Below are 25242 nucleotides of genomic sequence, written 5' to 3'. Positions count from 1 at the left end.
ATCAGTCCTTGAGCCGCCGGCACAGCCCGTCCAGCTGCTCCAGCGTCTTGTAGCTGATCTTCATGTCACCGCCGCCATTGGCGCGATGCACGATCGAGACGGAAAGGCCGAGCGCCTCTTCCAAAGCCTTCTCGACTGCCCGCGTATCCGGGTCCTTGTCGAGCTTCGGCTTCGTGGTGATGCCCTTGCTCTCGCCGCGCGTCTCGTCCTGGACGATGCGCTCGATATCGCGGACGCTCAGCCCCTCGTCGACGATCTTGCGCGCCATCAGTTCCGGTTCCGAAACAGACAGCAGTGCACGCGCATGGCCAGCCGAGACGGCGCCATCGCTCACCATCTGGCGAACCGATTCCGGCAGCTTCGACAGGCGCAGCGTATTGGCGACATGACTGCGGCTCTTGCCGATGACGCGGGCGAGATCATTCTGCGTATAGTTGAACTCCGCGATCAGCCGCTCATAGCCCGCGGCTTCCTCGATCGCGTTGAGATCCGTCCGCTGGACGTTCTCGACGATCGCGATTTCGAGCGCCTCGCGGTCATCGGCCTCGACCAGGATGACCGGAACGTCGTGCAGACCCGCCCGTTGCGCCGCCCGCCAGCGTCGTTCGCCAGCGATGATCTCATAGGCATCGAGCATGCCGACAATCGGTCGCACGATGATCGGCTGGAGAATGCCGCGCTCGCGCACCGAGGCGGTCAGCTCCTCCAGATCGCCCTCGGCGAAGTTACGGCGCGGATTGCGCGCACTTGGCCGCAGGAACTCGACCGGCACGCGACGCTGGCCACGGGCCCGCTCAAGCGCACCGATTTCCTCGCCGACATCGCCGATCAGCGCTGCCAGACCCCGGCCCAGGCGTGAACGCCCCTGTTCTTCGGCCATCGCCATCCTCGTCAAATCGCTACGCCAAATCGAACTCAGGCGGCGGCGCGCAACGCGCGCTCGCGCCGGATCACCTCGGAGGCCAGCTTCAGATAGGCCTGCGAGCCGGAGCACCGCAAATCATACAGCAGCGCCGGCTTGCCATAGGACGGCGCCTCCGAGACACGGACATTCCGCGGAATCACCGTGTCATAGACCTTATCGCCGAGGAATTCCCGCACATCGGCCATGACCTGGCCCGACAGATTGTTGCGCGGGTCATACATCGTCAAGACAACGCCCTGGATGATCAGGCGGGGGTTGAGCCCGGCGCGCACCTGCTCGACCGTCTTGAGCAACTGGCTCAGACCTTCGAGCGCGAAGAACTCGCATTGCAGCGGAACCAGAACCGCGTCCGCGGCCGTCATCGCATTGATCGTAATTAGGCTGAGCGACGGCGGGCAATCGATCAGCACATAGGTCAGATCGGAGCAGCGCTGATCATAGACCAGCTCGTCGATCGCATTCTTCAGGCGATGGGCGCGATCCTTGGAGGCCGCGATCTCCAGCTCGACACCGAGCAGGTCGAGCGTGGAGGGCGCCAGGAACAACCCAGGAACGGCCGTCTCCTGCATCGCCTGCCCCAGCCCGACATCGCCGCACAGCACATCATAGGTCGAGGATTTACGGCTCTTTCGGTCGACGCCGAGCCCTGTCGAGGCGTTGCCTTGCGGATCAAGGTCGACGATCAGCACCTTCTCGCCGATCGCCGCTAGTGCCGTGCCGAGATTGATCGCGGTCGTCGTCTTGCCGACGCCACCCTTCTGATTCGCGAGTGCCAGCACGCGCGGCCGGCGCGGCATGGGGATAGGCGTAAGATCGGTCATTGATCGGCCCGTTTCTCGGCCGCGCGGACCATCAGGATCCGGGCGGCACCATCCGTGACGGAGGAAACCGTTGAGGCCTGAATCTTCCAATATCTGGAGGCTTCGGTCAATTCCGTATCTAGATGTTGTCCCTTGGGAAAGAGTCCGAGCGTCCCGGTTCTCAACAGGTCTTTGCACCACTCCAGAAGCTGGGGCAGCGGCGCGAGCGCGCGGGCCGTGACCACATCGACGCGACCCACGAAATCACCAATGACATCGTCGATCCGGGCGGCATGAACCGTCACCGGCGCGCCAGTCAGCCGCGCCGCATGACGCAGGAAGGCACATTTGCGGCTGTTGCTCTCAACCAGATCAATTCGGCCGCCCGGCTGTTCCGCCAGGCAGATGCCGATGACCAGGCCCGGGAATCCACCGCCTGAACCGAGATCGAGCCAACGCGACGCCTCGGGCGCCAGTCCGCAGAGTTGAAGCGAATCGGCGATATGACGGGTCCAGACATCCGTCAGGGTCGCGCTGGAGACCAGATTTTTCGCCGCCTGCCAGCGGGCCAGCTCCGACACCAGCAGCGCGAGACGCTCTTCTGTTTCACGTGAAACAGGCGTCAAGCGTAAAGCGCGCCCGCGATCCGAATTATCAACAGCCACGGTGTCAATCCGCCGATGCCGCGGCACGAACCCGGCCGCGCCGCGCGTGCGCCGCAAGCAGTGTCAGGGCGGCAGGCGTCATGCCCTCGATCCGGCCGGCCTGCGCCAAATCCGCTGGCCGCTCATGCGCGAGTTTGGTCTTGAGTTCGTTCGACAATCCAGAAATCCCGTCCAAATCCAGATCTGCCGGGACCTTTAGGGCTTGATCGCGCTGATAGGCCGCGATCTCGGCCGATTGCCGGTCGAGATAGACGGCATAGACCGCATCGGCGGTTACCCGCGCCGTAATCGCTGGCGCATAGCTCGCCAGATCGGGCCAGATCGCCGCCAGCCGCTCGAACCCGATGTCCGGATAGGACAGGATCTGATAGGCGTTGCGTCGCACGCCGTCCCGGTTGAGCTGAAGCCCGGCCACCTCGGCCTGCTGCGGTGTCAGCCAAAGCTCCCCGAGGCGCGTTCTGAGCCTTTCGATGGCGGCGCTCCGCTCCGCATAGGCCATAGAACGCGCCGTCCCGACGATTCCGAGCTGCGATCCCAGCGCCGTCAGCCGCTCATCGGCATTGTCCACCCGAAGAGACAGGCGAAATTCAGCCCGCGACGTGAACATTCGGTACGGCTCCGTAACGCCGCGCGTGACCAGATCGTCAACCAGGACGCCGATATAGGATGATGTCCGCTCCAGCACGACGGGTTCGGCTCCGCCGGCCCGGCGTGCGGCATTGAGCCCAGCGAAGAGACCCTGGGCGCCTGCTTCTTCATAGCCAGTCGTGCCGTTGATCTGCCCGGCCAGAAAGAGCCCGGCAATGGCCCGGGTTTCCAGCGTGTTGCGCAGCGCGCGCGGATCGACGAAATCATACTCGATCGCGTAGCCGGGGCGCAGCATCGTCGCGCGCTCCAGCCCCGGGATCGTCGTCAGGATGCCGTGTTGCACATCCTCGGGCAGGGAGGTCGAGATTCCGTTCGGGTAGACGGTCGGATCGTCGAGGCCCTCCGGCTCGAGGAAGATCTGATGGCCGTCGCGATCGCCGAAACGGCCGACCTTGTCCTCGATCGACGGGCAATAGCGCGGGCCACGGCCTTCAATCTGACCGGAGAACATCGGCGCGCGATGCAGATTGGCGCGGATCAGGTCATGCGTCGCCAGCGTTGTGCGTGTAATCCCGCAGGAAATCTGCGGCGTCGTGATGGCCGTCGTCAGGGCCGAGAATGGCTCTGGGGGATCGTCACCCGCCTGCATCTCCAACGCAGCCCAATCGATCGTACGGCCATCGAGGCGCGGGGGCGTGCCGGTCTTGAGTCGCCCGAGCGGAAAGCCATGGCGCTCCAGCGTCAGCGAGAGGCCCAGCGAGGGCACCTCATCGACCCGGCCGGCCGGGATCTTCGCCTCGCCGATATGGATCAACCCGCGCAGGAAGGTACCGGTGGTCAGCACGACTGTTCCGGTTGCGAATCGACGCCCATCCGCCATCAACACAGCCGCGACAAGGCCGTCCTGGATGTCGAGATCGAAGACCTCTCCGGCGATCAGATCGAGGCCGGCTTGCTCGGCGAGGAGGTCCTGCACCGCCTGGCGGTAGAGCTTGCGGTCGGCCTGGGCGCGGGGTCCCCGTACGGCGGGGCCCTTGCGGCGGTTCAGCATCCGGAACTGGATTCCGGCCCGGTCGGCAGCGCGCGCCATGATGCCATCGAGAGCATCGATCTCACGGACCAAATGGCCCTTGCCCAGGCCACCGATCGCCGGATTGCACGACATCACGCCGACCGTCTCGATGCGGTGCGTGACCAGGGCCGTACGCGCGCCATATCGCGCCGCGGCGGCAGCGGCCTCGACGCCGGCATGGCCGCCGCCGACGACGATCACGTCGTAACGCATCTCGACAGGTTCACGGGACATCGCTGATCGCTAGCGAAGGCGCCTCGATGGGTCAATGATTATCGGGCCCGGGCTCCTGCCGAGCAGCGCCTGGGAAGCGTCACTTGCCGATGCAGAACCCCGCGAAAAGCTGGTCCAGCACATCCTCGACATCGATGCGCCCCATCAGCCGTTCGAGCGCGAGAACCGCGAGGCGGATATCCTCGGCGAGCAGTTCCGCTTGACCATGACGCGCAGCCGCTGCGCGCTCCAGCGCCCCGACCGCGTCGGTCACCGCCGCGCGATGCCGCTCGCGCGTCAGCAAGGCCGGCTCGGGTTGGGCAAATGCCGTGAGACGCGTGACGATCGTCGCGAGCAGTAAATCGAGGCCGTCTCCGGCCATGACGGAGATCGGCAATTCCCCGGGCAGTGCCACGCCCGGAAGATCGGCCTTGGTCGCAATCGCAATCGAACCGGGATCATGATGGATTCGATCCGGCTCCGAATCGAACGCACGAAGACTGAGGACCAGATCTGCCCGCGCGACGAAAGCGCGAGCCCGGCGCACGCCCTCCGACTCGACCGGGTCAGCACTCTCCCGCAAGCCGGCCGTATCGACGAGCACGACCGGCACACCGGACAGATCCAGCCTAACCTCGATCGCATCCCGCGTCGTGCCAGCGACCGGCGAGACGATCGCGACATCCCGTCTCGCCAGCGCGTTCAGCAGGCTCGACTTGCCGGCATTGGGCGGTCCGGCCAGGACGACGACGAAGCCCTCGCGGACACGCTCTCCCATTCCGAAGCTACCGAGGGCCGAGCGCAGATCGGCGAGAACCTCGGCACTCACCGCCTGAGCCTGCTCCAGCAGGGGCCCCGAGACGTCGCCCTCGTCCGAGAAGTCGAGCTCGGCCGCCAACAACGCCATCGCCTCGGTGAGGCGCAGGCGCCAACGCCCGACGGATAGGCCCAGCGCCCCTTCCATCTGCCGCAACGCCTGGCGACGCTGCCATTCCGTCTCCGAATCGATCAGGTCGGCCAGTCCCTCGACGGCTGCGAGATCGAGCTTGCCGGCCTCGAAGGCACGGCGGGTGAATTCGCCGGCTTCCGCCAGCCTCACGCCGGGCAGGGCGCAGAGCACCGCGAGGAGACGCGCCAGCACGGCACGCGCGCCATGGACATGGAATTCGGCAATATCCTCGCCGGTGAAGCTGGCCGGCCCGGGAAAATGCAGCACCAGAGCATTGTCGATGACCTCGCCGGCATCATCGCGGAGCCGGCGCAGCACCGCCTGACGGGGCTTGGGCACGAGTCCCGCAATCGTTTCGAGTGCGAATCGGGCGCGCGGTCCGGAGACCCTGACGACCGCGACGCCGGCACGACCAGCCGCCGATGACAGCGCCACAATGGTCGGATAAGGGTCGGACTCGGTCATACCGGCGCTCGCGGTGGGAATGCCTGTGCACGGGGCCTTCGCCCGTCACGTCCAGGAATCACGGCTTCGCTGCGGTTCACCGTGGTACGACCCGGTATGACTCGCTCGCTTGCGCTCACAAACGCCCGGCAGAGGCGCCCGACCCGTCACGGGTCCGAATCGACGGCGATGGGCTCAGGCGAGGGAACCTGAACCGACGCGTCAGGTGTTCATCGAGTCGAAGAAGTCCGCGTTCTGCTTGGTCTGCCGCAGCTTGTCCATCAGGAACTCGATCGCGTCCTGCGGACCCATCGGGTTGAGAATGCGGCGCAGCACATAGGTCTTCGCCAGCACATCCTTCGGCGTGATGAGCTCTTCCTTGCGGGTGCCCGATTTGAGGATATCGATCGCCGGGAAGATGCGCTTGTCCGAGACCTTGCGGTCGAGAATGATCTCGGAGTTGCCGGTGCCCTTGAACTCCTCGAAGATCACCTCGTCCATGCGGCTGCCGGTATCGATCAGCGCCGTCGCGACGATCGTCAGCGAGCCACCTTCCTCGATGTTGCGCGCCGCGCCGAAGAAGCGCTTCGGGCGCTGCAGCGCATTGGCGTCGACGCCGCCGGTCAGGACCTTGCCGGAGGACGGCACCACGGTGTTGTAGGCGCGGCCGAGGCGGGTGATCGAGTCGAGCAGGATCACGACATCGCGGCCGTGCTCGACCAGGCGCTTGGCCTTCTCGATCACCATCTCCGCGACCTGGACGTGACGCGTCGCCGGCTCGTCGAAGGTCGAGGACACAACCTCGCCCTTTACCGAGCGCTGCATGTCGGTGACCTCCTCGGGCCGCTCGTCGATCAGCAGCACGATGAGATAGCATTCGGGATGGTTGGTGGTGATCGACTGCGCGATGTTCTGCAGCAATACGGTTTTGCCGGTGCGCGGCGGCGCCACGATGAGAGCGCGCTGGCCCTTGCCGATCGGCGCGACGATGTCGATGACCCGGGCCGAGAAATCCTTCTTGGTCGGCTCGACGACTTCCAGACGTAGGCGCTCATCGGGATAGAGCGGCGTCAGATTGTCGAAATTGATCTTGTGCTTGATCTTTTCGGGGTCTTCGAAATTGATCGTGCTGACCTTGAGCAGGGCGAAATAGCGCTCGCCATCCTTGGGTCCGCGAATCGGCCCCTCGACGGTGTCGCCCGTGCGCAGGCCGAATTTCCGAATCTGCGTCGGCGAGACATAGATGTCGTCGGGGCCCGGCAGATAGTTCGAATCGGGTGAGCGCAGGAAGCCGAAGCCATCGGGCAGGACCTCTACGACGCCTTCACCGAGAATCTCGGTATCCTTCGCCGCGAGCTGCTTCAGGATCGCGAACATCAGCTCCTGCTTGCGCATCGTGCTGGCGTTCTCGACCTCGAGCCCCTCGGAGAAGGCGAGCAGTTCGGTCGGCGACTTGACCTTGAGGTCTTGGAGTTTGATTTCCCGCATGGGGCACCCGGATCGTAAATGTCCCGGCACAGGGGCCGGAACCAGGACGGTAATGGAATGATCGACAGGCCCGGACGGACGGCGCGGAGGTTGCGCGCCACGAGCGGCTGCTAGGGCAGTCGGCTCACGAACCATCGACAACAGGGAGAACGCTGGAGAAGCGCAAGCCCCTGATAACCGGAATCATCGTCCTGCTCAAGCGGGAAACCGCAGATCGTCAGAACGGCTTGACGATCACCAGGATGACGATCCCAACCATCAGCACCGCAGGAACCTCGTTGATGATCCGGTAGAAGCGGGCCGACTTCGCATTCCGGTCATTCGCGAAGTCGCGCACCCGACCGACGAGATAGCCATGGACGCCCGACAGAAGGAAGACCAGCAGGATCTTGCCGTGCAGCCAGCCGCCCTTGAAGCCGAAGGCGGCCCAGGCGAGGTAGAGCCCGAGCAGCCAGGTGACGATCATCGCGGGGTTGATGATCCCCTTCAGCAGCCGCCGCTCCATGATCTTGAAGGTCTCGGACTGGATCGAGCCGACGGCCGATTCGGCGTGATAGACCATCAGCCGCGGCAGGTAGAGCATCCCCGCCATCCAGGAGATTGCCGCCAGGACATGGACGGCCTTGATCCATTCATACATCGAAAATCCGCTCCCTCACTCGGCGTCCGGTGCTCACGCTCTCACGGCCGCGAGCAGGCGCTCGACATGCGCGATCGGCGTATCCGGCAGGATGCCGTGACCCAGATTGAAGACGAACGGCCCTGCGCCGAAGGCCTCGCGCACCGCCGCGACCTCGCGCTCCAGCTCGGGGCCGCCCGCACGCAGCACCAGCGGATCGAGATTGCCCTGGACCGGCACCAGCGACTGGATCTCGTCGCGCGCAAAAGCCCGGTCGATATCCGATTCGAGCCCGACGGCATCGACGCCCGTGGCCTGGACATAGTGCGGGATCAGCCTGCCGGCCCCGCGCGGGAACCCGATAATGCGAGCCTGCGGATGCCTCGCCCTTACGCCCGCGACCAAACGGCGCGTCGGTGTGACGCACCAGCGCTCGAAATCATCCGGCCCGAGCGACCCGGCCCAGCTGTCGAAAATCTGGACGGCGTCGACCCCTGCCTCGATCTGTGCGGCGAGATAGTCGATCGAGGCGTCGACGATACGGTCGATGATTTTCTGAAACAGCGCCGGGTCACTCCCGAACAGCGCCTTGGCCGGTCCCTGATCAGGGGTGCCCCGTCCTGCAACCATGTAGGTGGCAACCGTCCAGGGCGCCCCGCAGAACCCGATGAAGGTGGTTTCCCGCGGCAGCGAAGCCCGTACACGCCGGACGGTCTCGATGACGGGCGCCAGCACATCCTGATCCGCCTGCGCCTCAATCTCGCCAAGCCGTCTTTCGTCGGCGACCGGCTCGAGCCGCGGACCTTCGCCTTCGACGAACCAGAGCTTCTGCCCGAGCGCCTGAGGCACGACGAGGATATCGGAGAACAGGATCGCCGCATCGAAACCAAAACGCCGGATCGGCTGCAGGGTCACCTCGGCGGCCCATTCCGGATTATAGCACAGCGACAGGAAGCTGCCGGCCTTGGCGCGAAGCGCGCGATATTCCGGCAGATAGCGTCCAGCCTGCCGCATCATCCAGATGGGTGGTGTCGGCAGCGCCTCGCCTGATAGCGCTCGCAGAAAGGCAGGTCTGTCCAAGGCCGGTCTGTCCTGTGTCGCGGGGCTCATCGGCCGTCCATCCCGATCTCTCTTAAATATGATTCTTGAGAGAGAATCTTCTTCTTTGACTCTTGGAGGGGGGCAGATAGCCCGGCGCAAGCTTGTCCACAACGGGTCCACAGGTCGCAGGTTCGCCGCGAGTGCTCTGCGGCAAGGCGACGGGAGCCGTTAACGGTTTATTAACCCATCGGAATCCGCGCGGACCGCTATGCCGCCAAAATGATTCACGTGAAACACTCCCGATCCTCCCCACAGGGTCCGGCCTGTTGACGGAATCTTAAGGTTATACAGAGCCGCCGGCCGGCCCCTCGGCCGCGTCCGTTTGTCCACAGCGCTCCCCAGCCCCGTCCCTGTCGATGCCCTCGGGTCGAGGCTTCGGCTCAGGCGTTCCGCTGTCAGCCGATCAGCCTTGCCGGCCCGGCGTCGACACGAAGCCCGGGCATGGCTTCAGCGAAAAACCGGTTCCCACTTGTTCGCGCCATGCTCTAGAGGTGGCTGACGCCGCACCGACCCGGGAGCCATCGTGGCCCGTAACTACTTCCATCTCCATCTCGTCTCGGACGCGACTGGCGAAACCCTGATCGCGGTCAGCCGCGCCGCAGCCGCGCAATACGAGACCGTCTCGGCGATCGAGCATGTCTACCCTTTGGTACGCTCTGAGGCGCAGCTCGCGCGCGTGCTGGCGGAGATCGAGGCTTCGCCCGGTGTCGTGCTCTACACTCTGGTCGAGCCGGAATGGTCAGCCCGTTTGGAGAATTTCTGTCGCGAGCTCGGCTGCCCTTGCCTGTCGGTGCTGCAGCCGGTGCTCTCGCTGTTCCAGTCCTATCTCGGCCAGGCCTCGGCCCCGAAGCCCGGCGCCCAGCATGTGTTGAACGCCGAGTATTTCCGCCGCATCGATGCGATGAACTACACGCTGCTGCATGATGACGGCCAACTCGGTGGCGATCTCGAAAGCGCCGACATCATCCTCGTCGGTATCAGCCGGACCTCGAAGACGCCGACCTCGATCTATCTCGCCAATCGCGGCATCAAGACCGCCAATATCCCACTGGTCCCCAACGTGCCGCTGCCAGCCGAACTGGAGCTTGTCCGAAAGCCGCTGATCGTCGGCCTCGTCGCCAGCGCCGACCGCATCGTCCAGATTCGTCAGAACCGGCTGCTCTCGCTCAAGGCAGATGACGAAACCCCCTATGTCGATCCGGCCTCCGTCGCCGACGAAGTCGCCCAGTCGCGCCGACTCTGCGCCCGCAAGGGCTGGCCGGTGATCGACGTGACGCGCCGCTCGATCGAGGAAACGGCCGCCTCGATCCTCGATCTGCTGCGCGACCACCGCATGAAGTTCATTGCGACATGATCACCGGTGCCACGCTCTGGCTCGCGGCAGAGCCCTTGCTTCTGGCCTCGGGCAGCCCGACCCGGCGCGACATGCTGCGGGCGGCGGGCATTCCGGTCGAGATCGTCAGACCCGCGATCGACGAGCGCGCCGTCGAAGCGCCGCTGCTCGCGCAAGGGTCACCGCCCGATGCCGTGGCGGCGGCTCTGGCCTGCGCCAAGGCTCTGGCCGTCTCGCAAGCGAAACCCGGACGTCTCGTGCTCGGTGCCGACCAGACCCTCACCTGCGATGGCATCGCCTTCCACAAGCCGGCCACGCTTGCCGGCGCGGCCGACCAGATTGCGGCGCTCGCCGGGAAGACGCATGAACTGCACAGCGCCTTCGTCCTGGCGCAGGACGGGTCGCCGATCGTCGAGGGTGTCAGCACTGCGCGCCTGACGATGCGCAGCCTCTCGCCCGGCTTCATCCTGCGCTATCTCGGTCAGGCCGGAGAGACAGCTCTGGAAAGCGTCGGGGGCTACCAGATCGAAGGCCCTGGCGCCCAGCTCTTCGAAAGCGTCGAGGGCGATCACTTCACCATTCTCGGCCTGCCGCTCTTTCACGTCCTCGCGGCGCTCCGCGATCTGGACATGCTTGCCCGCTGAACCCGACGGACCGCCGATGCCTCCCCGCTGCTTCATCATCGGCCACCCGGTGGCCCATTCTCGCTCGCCGCTGATCCATGGCACCTGGCTCGCCGAGCACGGGCTTGCTGGCTGCTATGAGCGCGTCGATGTCGCACCGGCCGACCTGCCCGGGTTCGTCCTGCGTCTGCGTGCCGGCGAATTCACCGGCGGCAATGTCACGGTGCCACACAAGGAAGCGATGCTGCCTCTCGTCGACGAGGTCAGCGCGGCGGCGCGTGCCATTGGAGCGGTCAACACACTCTGGAGCGAGGGGGCGCGCATCTGCGGGGACAATACGGACGTCGCCGGCTTCCTCGCCCATCTCGACGCTTCCGCCCCTGGCTGGGACGGCAAGGGAGGAACCGCTCTGATTCTCGGCGCCGGCGGCGCAGCGCGGGGCATCGCCTTCGGACTCAAGGCCCGCGGCTTCGACCGGATCGTCCTGGTCAATCGCAGCCGGAGGCGTGCCGACGATCTGGCGGCGGCCCTCGGGGCTCCGCTCGTGGCAGCTGACTGGGCGCAGCGGCATGCCCTCGTCGGCGAGGCGGATCTGATCGTCAACACCACCGCCCTCGGCATGCAGGGCCAGCCACCGCTCGATCTCGATCTGGCGCGCTTGCGTCCCGGCACCATCGTCGACGACATCGTCTATGTGCCGTTGAAGACGCCCCTGCTGGTCGATGCCGAGCGCCGTGGCGGCGTCGCGGTCGACGGGCTCGGCATGCTGCTGCATCAAGCGGTGCCGGGCTTCGCGCGCTGGTTCGGGGTCACGCCCGCGGTAACGCCGGCGCTGCGCGCCTTGCTCGAAGCCGATATCCTCGGGCACTGATTCGGCGGGGGCGAGCCATGGCCAGACTGACGACGGCCCGGACGCGATGACTTTTATCCTCGGACTCACCGGCTCGATCGGGATGGGAAAATCGACCACATCGGGCCTGTTCCGCGAACGCGGCATCCCGGTCCACGATGCCGACGCCTCGGTGCACGCGCTCTATCGCGGGCGCGCCGTCGGGCCGGTCGGGGAGGCCTTTCCCGGCGTCGTCCGCGACGGTGTCGTCGACCGTCAGAACCTCTCGGCCGCCGTGCTCGGCAAACCCGAGGCCCTGCGCCGGCTGGAAGCCATCATTCATCCCCTGGTGCGTGCGGAAGAGGAAGCCTTCCTGCTCCGCTGCCGTGAAGCTGGCGCTGAGCTCGCCGTGCTCGACGTCCCGCTCCTGTTCGAGGCGGGAGGCGAGGGCCGCTGCGATGCCGTGCTCGTCGTCAGTGCCCCGCCGGAGGTGCAGCGCCAGCGCGTGCTTGCCCGGCCTGAGATGACGGAAGCGAGGCTTGCCGCCATCCTCGCCCGGCAGATGCCGGATGCGGAGAAACGTCGCCGCGCCCATTTCATTGTGGACACCGCGCGGGGCGTGCTGGCCGCGCGCCGGCAGGTCGGCTCTATCCTGAGCGTGCTCGCCGGCCGGCCTGGCCAGGCGCGGCCAAACCGGGCGCCAAACCATGCGTGAGATTGTTCTCGATACCGAGACCACGGGCGTCGAGGCCAATGGCGGCGACCGCATCGTCGAGATCGGCTGCGTCGAGCTGCTGAACCATTGTCCGAGCGGGCGCAGCTTCCACTGCTACATCAATCCCGAGCGGCCGATGTCGGAGGGCGCCTTCAAGGTCCACGGCCTGTCGGACGCGTTCCTCGCGCCACAGCCGGTCTTTGCCACGGTCGCCGATGACTTCATCGGATTCATCGAAGGCGCGCGACTCGTGATCCACAACGCCGCCTTCGACGTCGGCTTCCTCAACATGGAGCTGCGGCGCGTCGGGCGCGGGCCGATCGAGCCTTCGCTCGTCGTCGATACGCTCTCCATGGCACGCCGCAAGCACCCGGGTGCCTCCAACAGCCTCGATGCGCTCTGCTCGCGCTACGGCATCGACAACAGCCGCCGCACGAGGCACGGCGCCCTGCTCGACGCCGAGATCCTGGCGGAGGTCTATATCGAGCTGATCGGCGGCAAGCAGGCCTCGCTCGGCCTGGGCTCGGCCGATTCCGGCCGTGGCGGCCTGGCCGGCGTCGTGGTCGAGCGCCCGCAGCGGCTGCGGCCTCTGGCGCCCCGCCTCGACGAGGCGGCGATCGCGGCCCATGAGGCTTTCGTCCGCTCGCTCGGCAAGAGCCAGCTCTGGCGCGGCTATCTCGGCATCGTCGAGGAGGGCTGAGGCGCCGCCGCTGCTCAGTCCCCCTTCCGCCGGAGGGCGCGGCGCGACAGCATGTTCAGGCCCTCGATCGCGGCGGAGAAGGCCATCGCGGCGTAGATGTAGCCCTTGGGCACATGCGCGCCGAAGCCCTCGCCGATCAGCGTACCGCCGATCATCAGCAGGAAGCCTAGCGCCAGCATCACGATGGTCGGGTTCTTCTCGATGAACAGTGCCAGCGGGTCGGCCGCGAGCAGCATCACCAGAACCGCGAAGATGACGGCGATGACCATGACCGGGATATGGTCCGTCATGCCGACGGCGGTGATGATCGAATCGATCGAGAAGACGAGGTCCAGCAGCAGGATCTGGACGATGACGCCGCCGAAGGTCACGGCTGCCGCCCGGCCGCCGTCGAACATGTCCGGCCCGTGATCGGGGTCGACCTTGTGATGGATCTCGACCGTCGCCTTCCAGACCAGGAACAGGCCGCCGGCGATCAGGATCAGGTCGCGCCAGGAGAACGCCTGGCCGAAGACCGAGAAGATCGGCGCGGTGAGCTGCACGATGATCGCGACCGTGCCGAGCAAGGCGAGCCGCAGGATCAGCGCCAGCCCGATGCCGATCCTGCGGCCGCGCGAGCGCTGATGCTCCGGCAGCTTGTTGGTCAGGATGGAGATGAAGATCAGATTGTCGATGCCGAGCACGACCTCCATGGCGATCAAGGCACCGAGCGCAGCCCAGACGGCGGGATCGGCGGCGAGCGTCATAAGGTAGTCCATCTATCCTCCAGCATCATGAAAACGGCGGGCGGCTGTGGGGCCGTCCGCCTGTCGATGCTGCCGAGATGGAGAGTGCCTGCCGGGGTCGCAAGGGAAACGCGTCAGGAACAAAACGGCTAACGCGCAGGAAAAACGCATGAAAAAGGGCCCCGCAGGGCCCTTTGGTCGTCGTGCCGGTCAGCGGCGGCTCAGGCGAGCGGCGCGCCTGGCTGACCCTGGAACTCCTGCATGCGCTGCTGGAACAGGGCCGCGAAGTCGATCGGTGGGACATAGAAGGGCGGAAAGCCGCCGTTCTGCACGGCCTCGGCGATGATCTGCCGGGCGAAGGGGAAGAGCAGCCGGGCGCAGTCGATCACCAGCACCGGGTGAATATGCTCCTGCGGAACGTTGAGCAGGCGGAACACGCCGCCATAGCTGAGGTCGAACGCGAACAGCGTCTCGCCGTTGACCTCGGCCTTGCCCTCGAGCTGGAGCACGGTCTCGTAGTCGTTCTCGCCGAGGGCGTTGCTCGACACGTTGACCTGCAGGGACATCTGCGGGCCTTCCTGGGCCTGCTGCTGGCCGAGGCCGCGCGGCGCCTTCGGGTTCTCGAAGGAGAAGTCCTTGGTGTACTGGATCAGGGCGCTCATGCTCGGCGCAAGCTCGCCGGCACCGTTGCCGTTGGGGAGTTCGTTGGCCATCGGTCCCATCGCTTCTGGCAGGCTGTCTCGGGAAATCCCGCGCCGTGGCTGGCGTCCGGGACTGCGCTCCGCTCTCCGGTGCAACGCGGCGTCGGCTATCATGGACGAAAGCGCGGCACAAGAAGCCGCCTTCACAAGCAGGGGGGTGGATGTTACGAGCCTAGCTCACCATATGACGCGTAGCAGCACTCCCTGAAGGGAGCCGCTGGTGTGTTACCGCGACTGGAGCCTCGGGTCAGCTTTCGATGCAAAATTCCTTCGACATGACGACTCTGGTCTTCCTGGCTCTGGCCGTTTTCGTCGCCTGGAAGCTGCGCTCCGTCCTCGGCCAGAAGACCGGCAACGAGCAGCCACCGGCCGATCCCTTTTCCCGCCGTGAGACGCCGCCGCTGCGGCCGGACCAGGCCGGGCCCGCCGACGCCAAGCGCGACAACGTCATCCGCCTGCCGGGTGCCGCCAATGATCCGGCAGCCGCCCCGCAGCAGGCCGCCGATCGCTGGACCGACATCGCCCCGCCGGATTCACCGATCATCGCCGGCATCGACGCGATTGTTCGGCAGGAGCCGTCCTTCGATCCGCGCGGCTTCCTCGGCGGCGCCAAGGCGGCCTACGAGACCATCGTGACCGCCTTCGCCCGCGGCGACCGCAAGACACTGAAGGGCCTCCTCGCCAAGGAGGTCTATGATGGGTTCGAGCAGGCCATCACCGAGCGCGAGAAGCGCGGCGAGAAGGCCGAATCCAACTTCGTCTCGATCGACAAGGCCGAGGTCACCGCGGTCGAGGTCAAGGCCAAGACCGCGCAGATCACCATCGCCTTCGTCTCGCAGCTCATCAGCGTGACCCGCGACGCGGAGGGGACGGTCGTAGACGGCAGCGCCGAGGCGGTCTCCGAGGTCAACGACTTCTGGACCTTCTCGCGCCAGCTCGGCAGCCGCGATCCCAACTGGCTCCTGGTCGCCACCGAATCCGCCGCGTGATCGATGGCGCCGGTGTCGTACTGGCGCTGCTCGCAGCCTGCTGGGGGCCGGTGAGTGGCATGGCCGCTTCTCCCCCGCCTTTGCCTCCGGGCGCCAGCGCCGAGCCTCTGACGCCCGCGCAGGTTGCCGGCTGGGCGGATGACGACCAGCGCGCCGCGTTTGCTATCTTCGTCCGCGGCTGTCAGGCCGATCCCCCGCTGAGAGCCTCGGTCGCGGTTCCCCCCGCGTTGGCGGCCATCTGCGAGCAGGCGAAGCGCCTGGCGGCGGCCGGGCCGGTCGAGCCCGATACGGCGAGACGTTTCTTCGAGCGCCACTTCTCCTTCTGGCGCATCCGCCCGCCCGCCGCGCAGAGCGGCTTCATGACCGGCTATTTCGAGCCCGAAATCGAGGGTTCGCAAACCCGTTCGGACGATTATCCGACGCCGCTCTACGGCCGCCCGCCCGAGCTGGTGACGCGCATGCCGGGCGATGACTGGCCCGGCCTCGACGCCTTTCTCTCGGCCGCCCGACGCACCGCCACGGGCCTCGAGCCCTTCCCGGATCGCAGTGCGATCGAGACGGGTGCGCTCGACGGCCGCGATCTCGAAATTCTCTGGCTGCGTGATCCGGTCGACCGTTTCGTCCTGCAGGTCCAGGGTTCCGGCCGCATTCGCCTACCGGACGGTTCGGTGACGCGTCTGGTCTATTCCGGCCGCAATGGCCACGCCTATACCTCGCTCGGCCGTATCCTGAGCGAGCGCGAGGGCATTCCGCCGGCCGAGATGACCATGGACCGGCTGATCGCAAGGCTGAAGGCCGATGCCGGCTTCGCTCGCGACCTGATCCGGCTCAACCGCTCCTTCGTCTTCTTCGCACGCCGCGACGATCTCCCGCCGGATTCGGGGCCGATCGGTGGAGCCGGCCTGCCGCTGACGCCGCTGCGCAGCATTGCGATCGACCGCACCGTCTGGCCTTACGGGCTGCCGGTCTGGATCGATGCGACGCTGCCGGATGGAACTGGCGGCATGGAGCGCCTCGCCCGCCTGATGGTTGCGCAGGATACCGGCTCGGCCATTCTCGGCCCGGCCCGGCTCGATCTCTTCGTCGGCTCCGGGGCCAGCGCCGGACACCGCGCCGGCCTGATCCGCCATCCAGTCAATTTCACCGTGCTCTGGCCGACCGACCCCGGGCGATAGCGATGCGCGCGCGGCGGGGCAGGACATTGTCGGAGGCCGATCTCGCGCTCTGGCGTCAGGTCGCGCGCTCGGTGACGCCGCTGCCGGGCCGCGCGCCGGTCGAGCCCGAGCCTGTGGCCGCGCCCGTCGCCGAGGAGACGAAAACCGTGATCGCCGCCGCCTCGATGCGATCGGCACCGGCGGCGCCTGCGCCGCCGCCGCTCGCGCCTCTCGAAAACCGCCTGCGTACGCAGCTCCGGCGTGGCCAGCAGGGCGTCGAGGCGGTCATCGATCTGCATGGCATGCGCCAGGACGAGGCCCATCTGGCGCTGCGTGCCTTCCTCCGGCGCGAGCAGGGCAGGGGCACCCGCCTCGCTCTCGTCGTCACCGGCAAGGGCGCGGCCGGCACCGTGCTGTTCGGGGAGGAGCGCGGCGTGCTGCGCCGGGTCGTGCCCCATTGGCTGCGGCTGCCGGATCTGCGGCCGCTGGTCGTGGGTTTCGAGGAGGCGCAGGCCCGCCATGGCGGCTCCGGCGCGCTCTATGTCAGGCTGCGCCGCGCGCGCGAGGCCGGCCCGTGACGCCCTTCGGCCGGCGGGTTCGCGATCACCGGGCGCAGCGCGGCATCACGCTGGCTGAGATGGCCGGTGTGCTCGGCGTGACGCCCGCCTATCTCTCCGCGCTGGAGCATGGCAAGCGCGGCCGCCCGACCTTCACGCTGATTCAGGGCGTCATCCACGTTCTCGGCGTGATCTGGGACGAGGCCGACGAACTCGTGCGCCTGGCCGATCTCTCCCATCCGCGCGTCACCGTCGACACAGCCGGGCTCGAGCCGGACGCGACGCTACTCGCCAACCGTCTGGCGCGCGAGATCGCCGAACTGGAGGCCGACGACCTCAGGCGTCTCGCCGCCGTGCTGGACGAGGCGTCCGCCCGGCGCAGCCGCCCGGGAGGGTCCGCTTGACCCGCACAGCCATGGATGCGACACGCCGCGCCACTCCTTGCCTTTCCGTTCTGCCATCCCCCTCCGCACAGCATCGGGCTTCCTCATGACCAGCACGCGCACCGACGTCCTCGCCCTCGGCAATGCCATCGTCGACGTCATCGCCTCCGCCGAAGAGGATTTCCTGGCGAAGCACGGCCTGACCAAGGGTGCGATGGCGCTGATCGACGAGGCCCGCGCCGAATCTCTCTATGCCGCGATGGGGCCGGGCAAGGTCATCTCGGGCGGCTCGGCCGCCAACACCATCGCCGGTCTCGCCTCCTTTGGCGGCAGGGGCGCCTTCATCGGCAAGGTCAAGGCCGACGAGCTCGGCCGGCTCTACCGGCATGACCTGACCTCGCTCGGCGTTGCCTTCGCTACGCCTGCGGCGACAGAGGGCGCGGCGACGGCTCGCTCCTTCATCATCGTCACACCCGATGGCGAGCGCACCATGAACACCTATCTCGGCGCCTGCCAGGGCCTCACCGTCGCCGATGTCGATGCGAAAGCGATCGAGAATGCCGATATCATCTATCTCGAGGGCTATCTCTGGGACCCGCCGGCAGCCAAGGACGCCTTCCGCAAGGCCTCCGAGATTGCCCACAAGGCCGGCGGCAAGGTCGCGATCACCTTGTCGGACTCGTTCTGCGTCGACCGCTACCGCGACGAATTCGTCGGGCTGATCCGCAACCGCATGGTCGATATCGTCTTCGCCAACGAGCACGAGCTGAAGAGCCTCTACCAGGCGCCCGCCTTCGAGGACGCGCTCTCGGCGCTGCGGGCCGAGAACATCCTCGCCGTGGTCACGCGCTCGGAGAAGGGCGCGCTGGCCGTGACCCCGGACGGCATCGTCGAGGAGCCGGTCTTCCCGGTCGCCCGCGTGGTCGATGCCACCGGCGCGGGCGACCTTTTTGCCGCCGGCTTCCTGTTCGGCCTGACCTCTGGCCGCGAGGTCCGCGATTCGCTGCGCCTCGGCGCACTCGCCGCCGCCGAGATCATCAGCCATGTCGGGGCGCGGCCGGATGTGAACCTGAAGGTGCTGGCGGGCAACGAAGGGCTGCTCTGAGCAGCAGCGGTTAGCGAGTCCGGCGCGGGGACCCCTCTCCCGTAGGGAGAGGGGTCCGCCGATTGACACGGTAGCCGTAACCTCACCGCTGCTGCGCCTGGAATTCGGTGCTCGACCGGATAGGGGCCGACACCTCACCCCTACCCCTCTCCTTACAGGAGAGGGGATCCCGCGCGCTCTCAATACAGCGTCGTCCGAACCCGTTCCGGCAGCGCCTTGTCATAGGCCACGCCGTCGAACGTCTCGATCGCCGCATCGCGTGCCGTGATGTCGCGCAGGATCTGGCCGGCACTCGGCACGCTGCGCCGATCGACATGCTTGGCGGGGTTCCAGAGGTCGGCCCGGACCACTGCGCGCGAGCATTGGAAGTAGACGCTCTCCACGGCGACCACGATGACGCAGGCCGGAAGCTTTCCGGCCATCTCAAAGCGCCCGCACAACTCAGGGTCGCTGGAGAGGGTGGCGACTCCGTTGACGCGCAGGGTCTCGCCATAACCGGGCACCAGGAAGAGCATTCCGATTCGCGGATTGAACAGGATATTCTTCAATGAATCCAGACGGTTATTGCCTCTTCGGTCCGGAATCAGGAGCGTTTTCGCGTCCCGGACCGTAACGAACCCCGGCAGATCCCCGCGCGGCGAACAATCCAGGCCCTCCAGACCGCTGGTCGCAAGCACGAAAAACGGCGAGGCCGCGATCAGCGCCGCATAGTTCGCATCGACATGGTCGATCTCCTTGGCGACCGACGCCGGCGCGATCGGGTTGGGGTAGAGCGCCGCGAGGGCATCGAGCGAGGTGATGGCGTGGGCGGGCATGCCGGTCTCCATGGGCGAGGCGCGGATAAGTCTAGACTATCGTACGAGACTGCGCCATTGGCTCAAATCATGCCCGCGTCATTCGCGACAAGCCGCGCAGCGGCGTCGATCCGGAATCCTTCGTAGAGCGCAGGGCCTTATGATGGATTCCGGGCATCCGCTTCGCTCCACCCGGAATGACGTCGCGGTGTTGTTCCGCCGCCGCCCAAACGAAAAACGCCCCACATCCTGCGATGCGGGGCGCTTCCTGTTTCACGTGAAGCCGAGGCTCACATGCGGACCGATCACTCGGCCTGCTGCTTCTCGCGGCTCTTCTCGGTATCGCGCTGGGCCTTGAGCTTCTCGGTCAGATCTTCGCCGGTCTCCTGGTCGACGACTTTCATCGAGAGGCGGATCTTGCCGCGATCGTCCTGGCCGAGGAACTTGACCTTGACCTTGTCGCCTTCCTTGACCACGTCCGAGACCTTCTGGACGCGGGCCGCGGCCAGCTCCGAGATATGGACCAGGCCGTCCTTGGCGCCGAAGAAGTTCACGAAGGCGCCGAACTCCATGATCTTCACGACCGTGCCGTCATAGATCATGCCCGGCTCGGCTTCCGAGACGATCGACTTGATCCACTTGATCGCGGCTTCGATCGACTTGCCGTCTGCCGAGGCGATCTTGATGGTGCCGTCGTCCTCGATGTTGACCTTGGCGCCGGTCTTCTCGACGATCTCGCGGATGACCTTGCCGCCGGAGCCGATGACTTCGCGGATCTTGTCGACCGGGATCTTCATCGTCTCGATGCGCGGCGCATACTCACCGAGCTGGCCGCGCGAGGTCGCGAGCGCCTTGTTCATCTCGGCCAGGATGTGGTCGCGACCGCCCTTGGCCTGATCGAGGGCGACCTTCATGATCTCCTCGGTGATGCCGGCGATCTTGATGTCCATCTGCAGCGAGGTGATGCCCTCGGCCGTGCCGGCCACCTTGAAGTCCATATCGCCGAGATGGTCCTCGTCACCCAGGATGTCGGAGAGCACGGCGAAGCGCTTCCCTTCCAGGATCAGGCCCATGGCGATGCCCGCGACCGGCGCCTTGAGCGGCACGCCGGCATCCATCAGGGCAAGCGAGGTGCCGCAGACGGTGGCCATCGAGGAGGAGCCGTTCGACTCGGTGATCTCCGAGACGACGCGGATGGTGTAGGGGAACTCCGACTTCGCCGGCAGCATCGGCCGGATGGCGCGCCAGGCGAGCTTGCCATGGCCGATTTCGCGGCGGCCGGGCGAGCCCATGCGGCCGGCTTCACCCACCGAATAGGGGGGGAAGTTGTAATGCAGCAGGAAGGTCTCCTTGTAGGTGCCCTCCAGCGAGTCGATGTACTGCTCGTCGTCGCCGGTGCCCAGCGTGGTCACGACCAGCGCCTGCGTTTCGCCGCGGGTAAACAGCGCCGAACCATGGGTGCGCGGCAGGATGCCGGCTTCCGAGACGATCTTGCGGACCGTCTTGAGGTCGCGGCCGTCGATACGGACGCCGTCGTCGAGGATGGTCCAGCGCACGACCTTGGCCTGCGCTTCCTTGAACTGACCGCCGACCTGCTCCTTGGTGAAGGTGGTCTTGCCGTCCGGCGTGTCGGAAATCAGCGAGGCGACCTTGGCCTTGGCGGCATCCAGTGCCTTGTAGCGCTCGGCTTTGGTTCTGATCTGGTAGGCGGCGCGGATGTCCTTGTCGACCAGCTTGAGCACGGCGTCGAGCACGACGGAGTTGTCGGCCGGGGTGTAGTCGCGCGGCTCCTTGGCGGCCTTCTCGGCCAGGCGGATGATCGCGTCGATCACCGGCTGGAAGTGCTTGTGGCCGAACATCACGGCGCCGAGCATGATCTCTTCCGAGAGCTGCTTGGCTTCCGACTCGACCATCAGGACGGCGTCGGGGGTGCCGGCGACGACGAGGTCGAGCGCCGATTCCTTGATCTCGTCGACCAGCGGGTTGAGCTTGTAGGCGCCGTCGAAATAGCCGACGCGGGCCGCGCCGATCGGGCCCATGAAGGGCACGCCCGACAGGGTCAGGGCAGCCGAGGTGGCGACCATGGCGACGATGTCGGGGTCGTTCTCGAGGTCATGCTGCAGCACGGTGCAGACGACCTGCGTCTCGTTGCGGTAGCCCTCGACGAAGAGCGGGCGGATCGGCCGGTCGATCAGGCGCGAAACCAGCGTCTCCTTCTCGGTCGGGCGGCCTTCGCGCTTGAAATAGCCGCCGGGAATGCGGCCGGCTGCGAAGGTCTTTTCCTGGTAGTTCACGGTCAGCGGGAAGAAGTCGATCCCGGCCTTGGGCGACTTGGCCGAGACCACGGTCGCGAGCACGACGGTCTCGCCATAGGTCGCGAGCACGGCGGCGTCGGCCTGGCGGGCGATCTTGCCGGTTTCGAGCACGAGCTTGCGCCCGCCCCACATCAGTTCTTCGGTCTGTACATCGAACATGAGATTATCTTTCGGATCGGATGCGACCCGGCCGGGATTCCTGTCCATGAGCAAGACGGCGAAGCGCTCGGTATGACGGTTGGGTTCGCGCCCGAGCGCTCGGCGATCCTGCCATGGACTGGGATCGTCCGGCGGGTCATGCGGAAGGCCGCCCCATGCGGCTTTTCGCAATGGATCGGGGCTCGTCGCCGCACCATTGCGGCTTTGCCCCTGTCGTCTTGTAGAAGCGCCCGGAGCGATGTCGCACCGGGCGTGTGATCGTCAGGCCTCGATCAGCGGCGGATGCCGAGCTTCTCGATCAGCGTCCGATAGCGCGGCTCGCTCTTGCTCTTCAGGTAGTCGAGCAGCGAACGGCGCTGCGAGACCATCTTGAGCAGGCCACGACGCGAATGGTTGTCCTTGGTGTGCGACTTGAAGTGGCCGGTCAGGTTGTTGATGCGCTCCGTCAGGATCGCGACCTGGACTTCCGGCGAGCCGGTGTCGTTCGGCTTGGTGGCATGCTCTTTCATGAGCGCGGTCTTGCGCTCGGCAGTAATCGACATCGTGTGATCCTTCGGTTGGATGTTGATCTGGCGGGCCTTAGCCGGGATGTCGTCCAGCTGGGTCCGAAGCCCGCAGCGTTCTCATCGAGGAGAGGCTGCGCGGCCGGCTTTTTAAACCGGATGGCGGGGATATACACGAAATGGCGGGAAACGCCAGCGGCCCGCCTCAACCCTCGCGAAGCGTTCCAGGCCCGGCCGGCGCCCTGCCTGCCGGGGCGAACACGGCCGCTGGAATCGGGCCCGGGCTCTCGCCGCGATCATAGCGCCGCTGTGCCTCCTGCACCGCGCCGATATGGGTCTCGGCCCAGAGCGTCAGGCCCTGGACCGTATGCGCCAGCGTCCGGCCGAGATCGGTGAGGGAATATTCGACCGTCACGGGGACGGTGGCGAAGACCTCGCGCCGCACAAGGCCATCGCGTTCGAGGCTCTTCAGCGTCTGCGACAGCATCTTCTGCGAGACTCTTTCGATGCGGCGGCGCAATTCGTTGAAACGCAGCGTCTCGCGCTCGAGCATAATCAGGATCAGCACGGCCCATTTGTCGCCGATGCGGTCGAGCACCTGTCGTGTCGGGCATTCTGCGTTGAAAGCGTCGGGTCGTTGCAGCATGGCAGTTTCCCATGGGTGACCATGTCTCGCGAAAGTGCCTTCTTTACGGGCGGCGCCGGGCGAGCCATGTGGGTTCTATCGTATCCTTGGTATCCGTTGGATACCAGAGCAAGGGACCCTTGTCATGACCATTGCACTGATCGGCGCCACCGGCTTCATCGGCTCGCGCATCCTCTCCGAACTGGTCTCGCGCGGTCATGAGGTGGCGGCCATCGTCCGCAATGCCGGCAAGGTCCCGGCCTTGCCCGGCGTCACCGCCGTCAAGGGCGACATCTTCGACAGGGATGGCCTCGCCGGGCTGCTCGCCGGCCATGAGGCGGTGATCAGCTCCGTGCATTATCTGGCGAGTGATGCCGACGCGCTGCTGGGCGCGGTCAAGCAGTCGGGGGTGACGCGCTATCTCGTCGTCGGCGGGGCCGGCAGCCTCGAGGTGGCGCCGGGCGTGAAGCTGGTCGACACCCCGGAATTCCCGGCGATCTATCTGGACGAGGCCCGGAAGGGTGGGGCCTATCTCGATCGGCTGAAGCAGGAGAAGGCGCTCGACTGGACCTTCCTGTCGCCCTCGGCGATGATCGCGCCGGGCGAGCGCACCGGCACATTCCGCCTCGGCCTCGATCAGCTCCTCGTCGACGCGAAGGGCGAAAGCAGGATTTCGGCTGAGGATTACGCGATCGCGCTGGTCGACGAACTCGAGCAGCCCGCTCACAACCGCCGGCGCTTCACGGTCGGCTACTGAGAGCGGTTTAGTCAGGCTGAACCAATCTGAGAAGTACGGGCATTCAGTGATCCTGCTGGATCACCGAATGCTCGGCTTCGGCGCTCCTGGCGCGCCGGAACTGCATCTCGCCGATGCTGAGAACGCCACGGCGCATCTCGCCCTTGGCCAGATGCCCGCTATCGCTCTCGAAGTAGAGCCGCGAGCGATCGACCTGATAGCGGCCGTGATGCCAGGCAGGAACGGTCTGCTTGGCCTTGTTGTAGCGGCCATCGGGCCGAAGCTCGATCACGATGCCGCCGTCCTCTGTCGCCCAGCGGCCAAGCGCTGCGCGCTCGAAGGCGTCGGCCTCGTCGACCAGCGCGATCTCCAGCGAACGGCTCGGCCGGGCGGATGGGACGAGGGCGGCAGCGAAATGGCTTAGCGAGCAAAGCACCTGGGCGAGGGGGCGGGGAGCAATGGACATGGCGGGTCTCCTGGTCTTTTAAAAATCGAATGCAGATCGCAAAATCGAATGCAGATCGAATGTCTCAGAACCGGAAGTCGCGCGAAGCGGCCTGCAGGTTCAATACGGGCTGGCCGTCGGCCGAACGATGATCTCGCTGACGTCCACGTCACCGGGTTGCTCGATTGAAAAGGCGATCGCGCGGGCGATGGCATCCGGCTCGATGGCGATCTGCCGGAATTCGGCCATCGCGGCCTGTGCACCCGGATCGGTGATGGTGGAGGCGAGCTCGGAACGGGTGACGCCGGGCGAGATCACCGTGACACGTATGTCGTCATGCTCTTGGCGCAAGCCCTCGGAGATGGCGAGCACTGCGAATTTCGTCGCGCAATAGACCGCCGCGGTCGGATAGACCTGATGGCCGCCGATCGACGAGATGTTGACGAACTGGCCGGAGCCCTGCCGCTTCATGATCGGCAGCCCGGCCTTGATGCCGTGCAGGACGCCGCGGATGTTGACGTCGATCATCCGGTCCCATTCGTCGATCTTGCCGGCGTCGAGCCGCGAGAGCGGCATCAGCCCGGCGTTGTTGACGACGGCGTCGAGGCGCCCGAACTCGGCCTCGGCATAGCCGAGGAAGCCCGCGACGTCGGCTGCAGCGGTGACGTCGACCGTCTTCTGCCGGACCGAGCCGCCGGCGGCTGCGATCTCGCCGGCCAACGCCGCCAGGAGATCGCCGCGGCGCGCGCCGATCACGACATGAGCGCCCCGCGCCGCCAGCAGCCGGGCGGTGGCTTCGCCGATGCCGCTGCTCGCGCCTGTGATGGCGACGACCTTGCCTTCGATGTGCGACATGATGCTCTCCTGTGGTCCTGCTGTGGGGCCGCCGGGCAGAAATCCCGGCTGGCGTGAGACGACCAATGCCGCGGCGAGGCCTCGATGCGGTAGACCGATGCGACGCAAGGATTGCCTGATCCTCCAGAAGAG

General features: G+C 66.3%; 26 protein-coding genes and 1 pseudogene. 11 read left to right on the top strand and 16 right to left on the bottom strand.

Annotated elements, in window-relative coordinates; genetic code table 11:
* Position 1 precedes the first annotated feature (1 nt).
* The 8 genes and pseudogenes from C8D03_RS09580 to hemE form a co-directional block, all read right to left on the bottom strand.
* Entirely contained in the window at positions 2–880 is an 879-nt protein-coding gene (locus C8D03_RS09580) for a ParB/RepB/Spo0J family partition protein (RefSeq protein ID WP_108051450.1), read from the bottom strand.
* 35 nt (positions 881–915) lie between these two features.
* Entirely contained in the window at positions 916–1746 is an 831-nt protein-coding gene (locus tag C8D03_RS09575) for a ParA family protein (RefSeq protein ID WP_108046054.1), read from the bottom strand.
* The gene (gene rsmG / locus C8D03_RS09570) at positions 1743–2390 is read right to left on the bottom strand and encodes a 16S rRNA (guanine(527)-N(7))-methyltransferase RsmG (RefSeq protein WP_108051448.1); all 648 of its coding nucleotides are present in this window, start codon (positions 2388–2390) and stop codon (positions 1743–1745) included. The genes C8D03_RS09575 and rsmG overlap by 4 nt, the downstream gene beginning before the upstream one ends.
* A gap of 4 nt (positions 2391–2394) precedes the next feature.
* Entirely contained in the window at positions 2395–4284 is a 1890-nt protein-coding gene (gene mnmG / locus C8D03_RS09565; protein ID WP_181300834.1) for a tRNA uridine-5-carboxymethylaminomethyl(34) synthesis enzyme MnmG, read from the bottom strand.
* Between the two features lie 79 nt (positions 4285–4363).
* Positions 4364–5677, bottom strand: a complete 1314-nt coding sequence (gene mnmE, locus C8D03_RS09560) for a tRNA uridine-5-carboxymethylaminomethyl(34) synthesis GTPase MnmE (protein ID WP_108046053.1) — start codon at positions 5675–5677, stop codon at positions 4364–4366.
* Positions 5678–5878: 201 nt separating this feature from the next.
* On the bottom strand, positions 5879–7144 hold the full coding sequence (rho, locus tag C8D03_RS09555) for a transcription termination factor Rho (protein ID WP_108046052.1): 1266 nt from the start codon (positions 7142–7144) through the stop codon (positions 5879–5881).
* 217 nt (positions 7145–7361) lie between these two features.
* Positions 7362–7787 (bottom strand): annotated as a pseudogene (gene hemJ / locus C8D03_RS09550) (protoporphyrinogen oxidase HemJ); the annotation flags it as partial.
* A gap of 30 nt (positions 7788–7817) precedes the next feature.
* Entirely contained in the window at positions 7818–8873 is a 1056-nt protein-coding gene (hemE, locus tag C8D03_RS09545) for a uroporphyrinogen decarboxylase (RefSeq protein ID WP_108046050.1), read from the bottom strand.
* A gap of 514 nt (positions 8874–9387) precedes the next feature.
* Between hemE and C8D03_RS09540 the strand changes: the two genes are divergently transcribed.
* The 5 genes from C8D03_RS09540 to dnaQ are packed head-to-tail and all read left to right on the top strand — an operon-like array spanning position 9388 to position 13064.
* A complete protein-coding gene (locus C8D03_RS09540; RefSeq protein ID WP_108046049.1) occupies positions 9388–10218 on the top strand; it encodes a pyruvate, water dikinase regulatory protein in 831 nt (276 codons plus the stop codon).
* Positions 10215–10841: a Maf family protein gene (locus tag C8D03_RS09535; RefSeq protein ID WP_108046048.1), complete on the top strand. Its 627-nt coding sequence runs from the start codon at positions 10215–10217 to the stop codon at positions 10839–10841. Before C8D03_RS09540 ends, C8D03_RS09535 begins: the two co-directional genes overlap by 4 nt.
* A gap of 16 nt (positions 10842–10857) precedes the next feature.
* Positions 10858–11691, top strand: coding sequence for a shikimate dehydrogenase (locus tag C8D03_RS09530; RefSeq protein WP_108046047.1), 834 nt, complete (start codon positions 10858–10860; stop codon positions 11689–11691).
* A gap of 46 nt (positions 11692–11737) precedes the next feature.
* A complete protein-coding gene (gene coaE, locus C8D03_RS09525; protein WP_108046046.1) occupies positions 11738–12364 on the top strand; it encodes a dephospho-CoA kinase in 627 nt (208 codons plus the stop codon).
* The gene (gene dnaQ / locus C8D03_RS09520; RefSeq protein WP_108046045.1) at positions 12357–13064 is read left to right on the top strand and encodes a DNA polymerase III subunit epsilon; all 708 of its coding nucleotides are present in this window, start codon (positions 12357–12359) and stop codon (positions 13062–13064) included. Before coaE ends, dnaQ begins: the two co-directional genes overlap by 8 nt.
* Positions 13065–13078: 14 nt before the next feature.
* Here the strand turns inward: dnaQ and C8D03_RS09515 are convergent, their stop codons facing one another.
* Together C8D03_RS09515 and secB are read right to left on the bottom strand one after the other, a co-directional pair.
* Entirely contained in the window at positions 13079–13822 is a 744-nt protein-coding gene (locus C8D03_RS09515) for a TerC family protein (RefSeq protein ID WP_108046044.1), read from the bottom strand.
* Between the two features lie 188 nt (positions 13823–14010).
* Positions 14011–14502, bottom strand: a complete 492-nt coding sequence (secB, locus tag C8D03_RS09510; protein WP_108046043.1) for a protein-export chaperone SecB — start codon at positions 14500–14502, stop codon at positions 14011–14013.
* Between the two features lie 245 nt (positions 14503–14747).
* Between secB and C8D03_RS09505 the strand changes: the two genes are divergently transcribed.
* The 5 genes from C8D03_RS09505 (at position 14748) to C8D03_RS09485 (ending at position 18678) form a co-directional block, all read left to right on the top strand.
* The gene (locus C8D03_RS09505; protein ID WP_108046042.1) at positions 14748–15479 is read left to right on the top strand and encodes a Tim44/TimA family putative adaptor protein; all 732 of its coding nucleotides are present in this window, start codon (positions 14748–14750) and stop codon (positions 15477–15479) included.
* Positions 15476–16654 carry a murein transglycosylase A gene (gene mltA, locus C8D03_RS09500; RefSeq protein ID WP_108046041.1) on the top strand — a complete coding sequence of 393 codons (1179 nt, stop codon included), beginning with the start codon at positions 15476–15478 and terminating at the stop codon, positions 16652–16654. The genes C8D03_RS09505 and mltA overlap by 4 nt, the downstream gene beginning before the upstream one ends.
* Before the next feature lie 2 nt (positions 16655–16656).
* Entirely contained in the window at positions 16657–17211 is a 555-nt protein-coding gene (locus tag C8D03_RS09495) for a Smr/MutS family protein (RefSeq protein ID WP_108046040.1), read from the top strand.
* The gene (locus C8D03_RS09490; RefSeq protein ID WP_108046039.1) at positions 17208–17594 is read left to right on the top strand and encodes a helix-turn-helix domain-containing protein; all 387 of its coding nucleotides are present in this window, start codon (positions 17208–17210) and stop codon (positions 17592–17594) included. The genes C8D03_RS09495 and C8D03_RS09490 overlap by 4 nt, the downstream gene beginning before the upstream one ends.
* 85 nt (positions 17595–17679) lie before the next feature.
* On the top strand, positions 17680–18678 hold the full coding sequence (locus C8D03_RS09485; RefSeq protein ID WP_108046038.1) for an adenosine kinase: 999 nt from the start codon (positions 17680–17682) through the stop codon (positions 18676–18678).
* Between the two features lie 179 nt (positions 18679–18857).
* Here C8D03_RS09485 and C8D03_RS09480 read toward each other — a convergent pair whose 3' ends face one another.
* The 4 genes from C8D03_RS09480 to C8D03_RS09465 all read right to left on the bottom strand — a co-directional run bounded on the left by C8D03_RS09480 (position 18858) and on the right by C8D03_RS09465 (position 23095).
* Positions 18858–19493: a pyridoxamine 5'-phosphate oxidase family protein gene (locus C8D03_RS09480; protein ID WP_108051444.1), complete on the bottom strand. Its 636-nt coding sequence runs from the start codon at positions 19491–19493 to the stop codon at positions 18858–18860.
* A 284-nt stretch (positions 19494–19777) separates the two neighbouring features.
* Positions 19778–21946 (bottom strand): polyribonucleotide nucleotidyltransferase, encoded by a 2169-nt coding sequence (gene pnp, locus C8D03_RS09475; RefSeq protein WP_108046037.1) that lies wholly within the window; start codon positions 21944–21946, stop codon positions 19778–19780.
* Positions 21947–22218: 272 nt separating this feature from the next.
* A complete protein-coding gene (gene rpsO, locus C8D03_RS09470) occupies positions 22219–22488 on the bottom strand; it encodes a 30S ribosomal protein S15 (protein ID WP_056803628.1) in 270 nt (89 codons plus the stop codon).
* A 166-nt stretch (positions 22489–22654) separates the two neighbouring features.
* Entirely contained in the window at positions 22655–23095 is a 441-nt protein-coding gene (locus tag C8D03_RS09465; RefSeq protein ID WP_181300832.1) for a winged helix-turn-helix transcriptional regulator, read from the bottom strand.
* Between the two features lie 124 nt (positions 23096–23219).
* Here C8D03_RS09465 and C8D03_RS09460 point away from each other — a divergent pair, with 124 nt between their 5' ends.
* Complete coding sequence (locus C8D03_RS09460) at positions 23220–23831, top strand: NAD(P)-dependent oxidoreductase (protein WP_108046036.1); 612 nt, start codon at positions 23220–23222, stop codon at positions 23829–23831.
* A 43-nt stretch (positions 23832–23874) separates the two neighbouring features.
* Here the strand turns inward: C8D03_RS09460 and C8D03_RS09455 are convergent, their stop codons facing one another.
* Together C8D03_RS09455 and C8D03_RS09450 are read right to left on the bottom strand one after the other, a co-directional pair.
* Positions 23875–24276: an Atu4866 domain-containing protein gene (locus tag C8D03_RS09455; RefSeq protein ID WP_108046035.1), complete on the bottom strand. Its 402-nt coding sequence runs from the start codon at positions 24274–24276 to the stop codon at positions 23875–23877.
* A 99-nt stretch (positions 24277–24375) separates the two neighbouring features.
* On the bottom strand, positions 24376–25110 hold the full coding sequence (locus C8D03_RS09450) for an SDR family oxidoreductase (RefSeq protein WP_108046034.1): 735 nt from the start codon (positions 25108–25110) through the stop codon (positions 24376–24378).
* Between the last annotated feature and the right edge of the window lie 132 nt (positions 25111–25242).

Origin of the sequence: Bosea sp. 124, from assembly GCF_003046175.1 — a bacterium.
Classification (GTDB): domain Bacteria; phylum Pseudomonadota; class Alphaproteobacteria; order Rhizobiales; family Beijerinckiaceae; genus Allobosea.
The sequence above is the reverse complement of the archived record's forward strand: the minus strand, read 5'-3'. Positions and strand labels throughout refer to the sequence as shown.

What these genes read in the sequence shown, in the direction of transcription:
- hemE (WP_108046050.1), bottom strand. Translation starts at nt 8,873, where the DNA reads ATGAGCCCCGCGACACAGGACAGACCGGCCTTGGACAGACCTGCCTTT.
- dnaQ (WP_108046045.1), top strand. Translation starts at nt 12,357, where the DNA reads ATGCGTGAGATTGTTCTCGATACCGAGACCACGGGCGTCGAGGCCAAT.
- C8D03_RS09515 (WP_108046044.1), bottom strand. Translation starts at nt 13,822, where the DNA reads ATGGACTACCTTATGACGCTCGCCGCCGATCCCGCCGTCTGGGCTGCG.
- C8D03_RS09465 (WP_181300832.1), bottom strand. Translation starts at nt 23,095, where the DNA reads ATGCTGCAACGACCCGACGCTTTCAACGCAGAATGCCCGACACGACAG.
- C8D03_RS09505 (WP_108046042.1), top strand. Translation starts at nt 14,748, where the DNA reads ATGCAAAATTCCTTCGACATGACGACTCTGGTCTTCCTGGCTCTGGCC.
- C8D03_RS09535 (WP_108046048.1), top strand. Translation starts at nt 10,215, where the DNA reads ATGATCACCGGTGCCACGCTCTGGCTCGCGGCAGAGCCCTTGCTTCTG.
- C8D03_RS09480 (WP_108051444.1), bottom strand. Translation starts at nt 19,493, where the DNA reads ATGCCCGCCCACGCCATCACCTCGCTCGATGCCCTCGCGGCGCTCTAC.
- rpsO (WP_056803628.1), bottom strand. Translation starts at nt 22,488, where the DNA reads ATGTCGATTACTGCCGAGCGCAAGACCGCGCTCATGAAAGAGCATGCC.
- rho (WP_108046052.1), bottom strand. Translation starts at nt 7,144, where the DNA reads ATGCGGGAAATCAAACTCCAAGACCTCAAGGTCAAGTCGCCGACCGAA.
- C8D03_RS09460 (WP_108046036.1), top strand. Translation starts at nt 23,220, where the DNA reads ATGACCATTGCACTGATCGGCGCCACCGGCTTCATCGGCTCGCGCATC.
- pnp (WP_108046037.1), bottom strand. Translation starts at nt 21,946, where the DNA reads ATGTTCGATGTACAGACCGAAGAACTGATGTGGGGCGGGCGCAAGCTC.
- C8D03_RS09575 (WP_108046054.1), bottom strand. Translation starts at nt 1,746, where the DNA reads ATGACCGATCTTACGCCTATCCCCATGCCGCGCCGGCCGCGCGTGCTG.
- mnmG (WP_181300834.1), bottom strand. Translation starts at nt 4,284, where the DNA reads ATGTCCCGTGAACCTGTCGAGATGCGTTACGACGTGATCGTCGTCGGC.
- coaE (WP_108046046.1), top strand. Translation starts at nt 11,738, where the DNA reads ATGACTTTTATCCTCGGACTCACCGGCTCGATCGGGATGGGAAAATCG.
- C8D03_RS09455 (WP_108046035.1), bottom strand. Translation starts at nt 24,276, where the DNA reads ATGTCCATTGCTCCCCGCCCCCTCGCCCAGGTGCTTTGCTCGCTAAGC.
- C8D03_RS09530 (WP_108046047.1), top strand. Translation starts at nt 10,858, where the DNA reads ATGCCTCCCCGCTGCTTCATCATCGGCCACCCGGTGGCCCATTCTCGC.
- C8D03_RS09450 (WP_108046034.1), bottom strand. Translation starts at nt 25,110, where the DNA reads ATGTCGCACATCGAAGGCAAGGTCGTCGCCATCACAGGCGCGAGCAGC.
- C8D03_RS09580 (WP_108051450.1), bottom strand. Translation starts at nt 880, where the DNA reads ATGGCCGAAGAACAGGGGCGTTCACGCCTGGGCCGGGGTCTGGCAGCG.
- C8D03_RS09485 (WP_108046038.1), top strand. Translation starts at nt 17,680, where the DNA reads ATGACCAGCACGCGCACCGACGTCCTCGCCCTCGGCAATGCCATCGTC.
- C8D03_RS09495 (WP_108046040.1), top strand. Translation starts at nt 16,657, where the DNA reads ATGCGCGCGCGGCGGGGCAGGACATTGTCGGAGGCCGATCTCGCGCTC.
- mnmE (WP_108046053.1), bottom strand. Translation starts at nt 5,677, where the DNA reads ATGACCGAGTCCGACCCTTATCCGACCATTGTGGCGCTGTCATCGGCG.
- secB (WP_108046043.1), bottom strand. Translation starts at nt 14,502, where the DNA reads ATGGCCAACGAACTCCCCAACGGCAACGGTGCCGGCGAGCTTGCGCCG.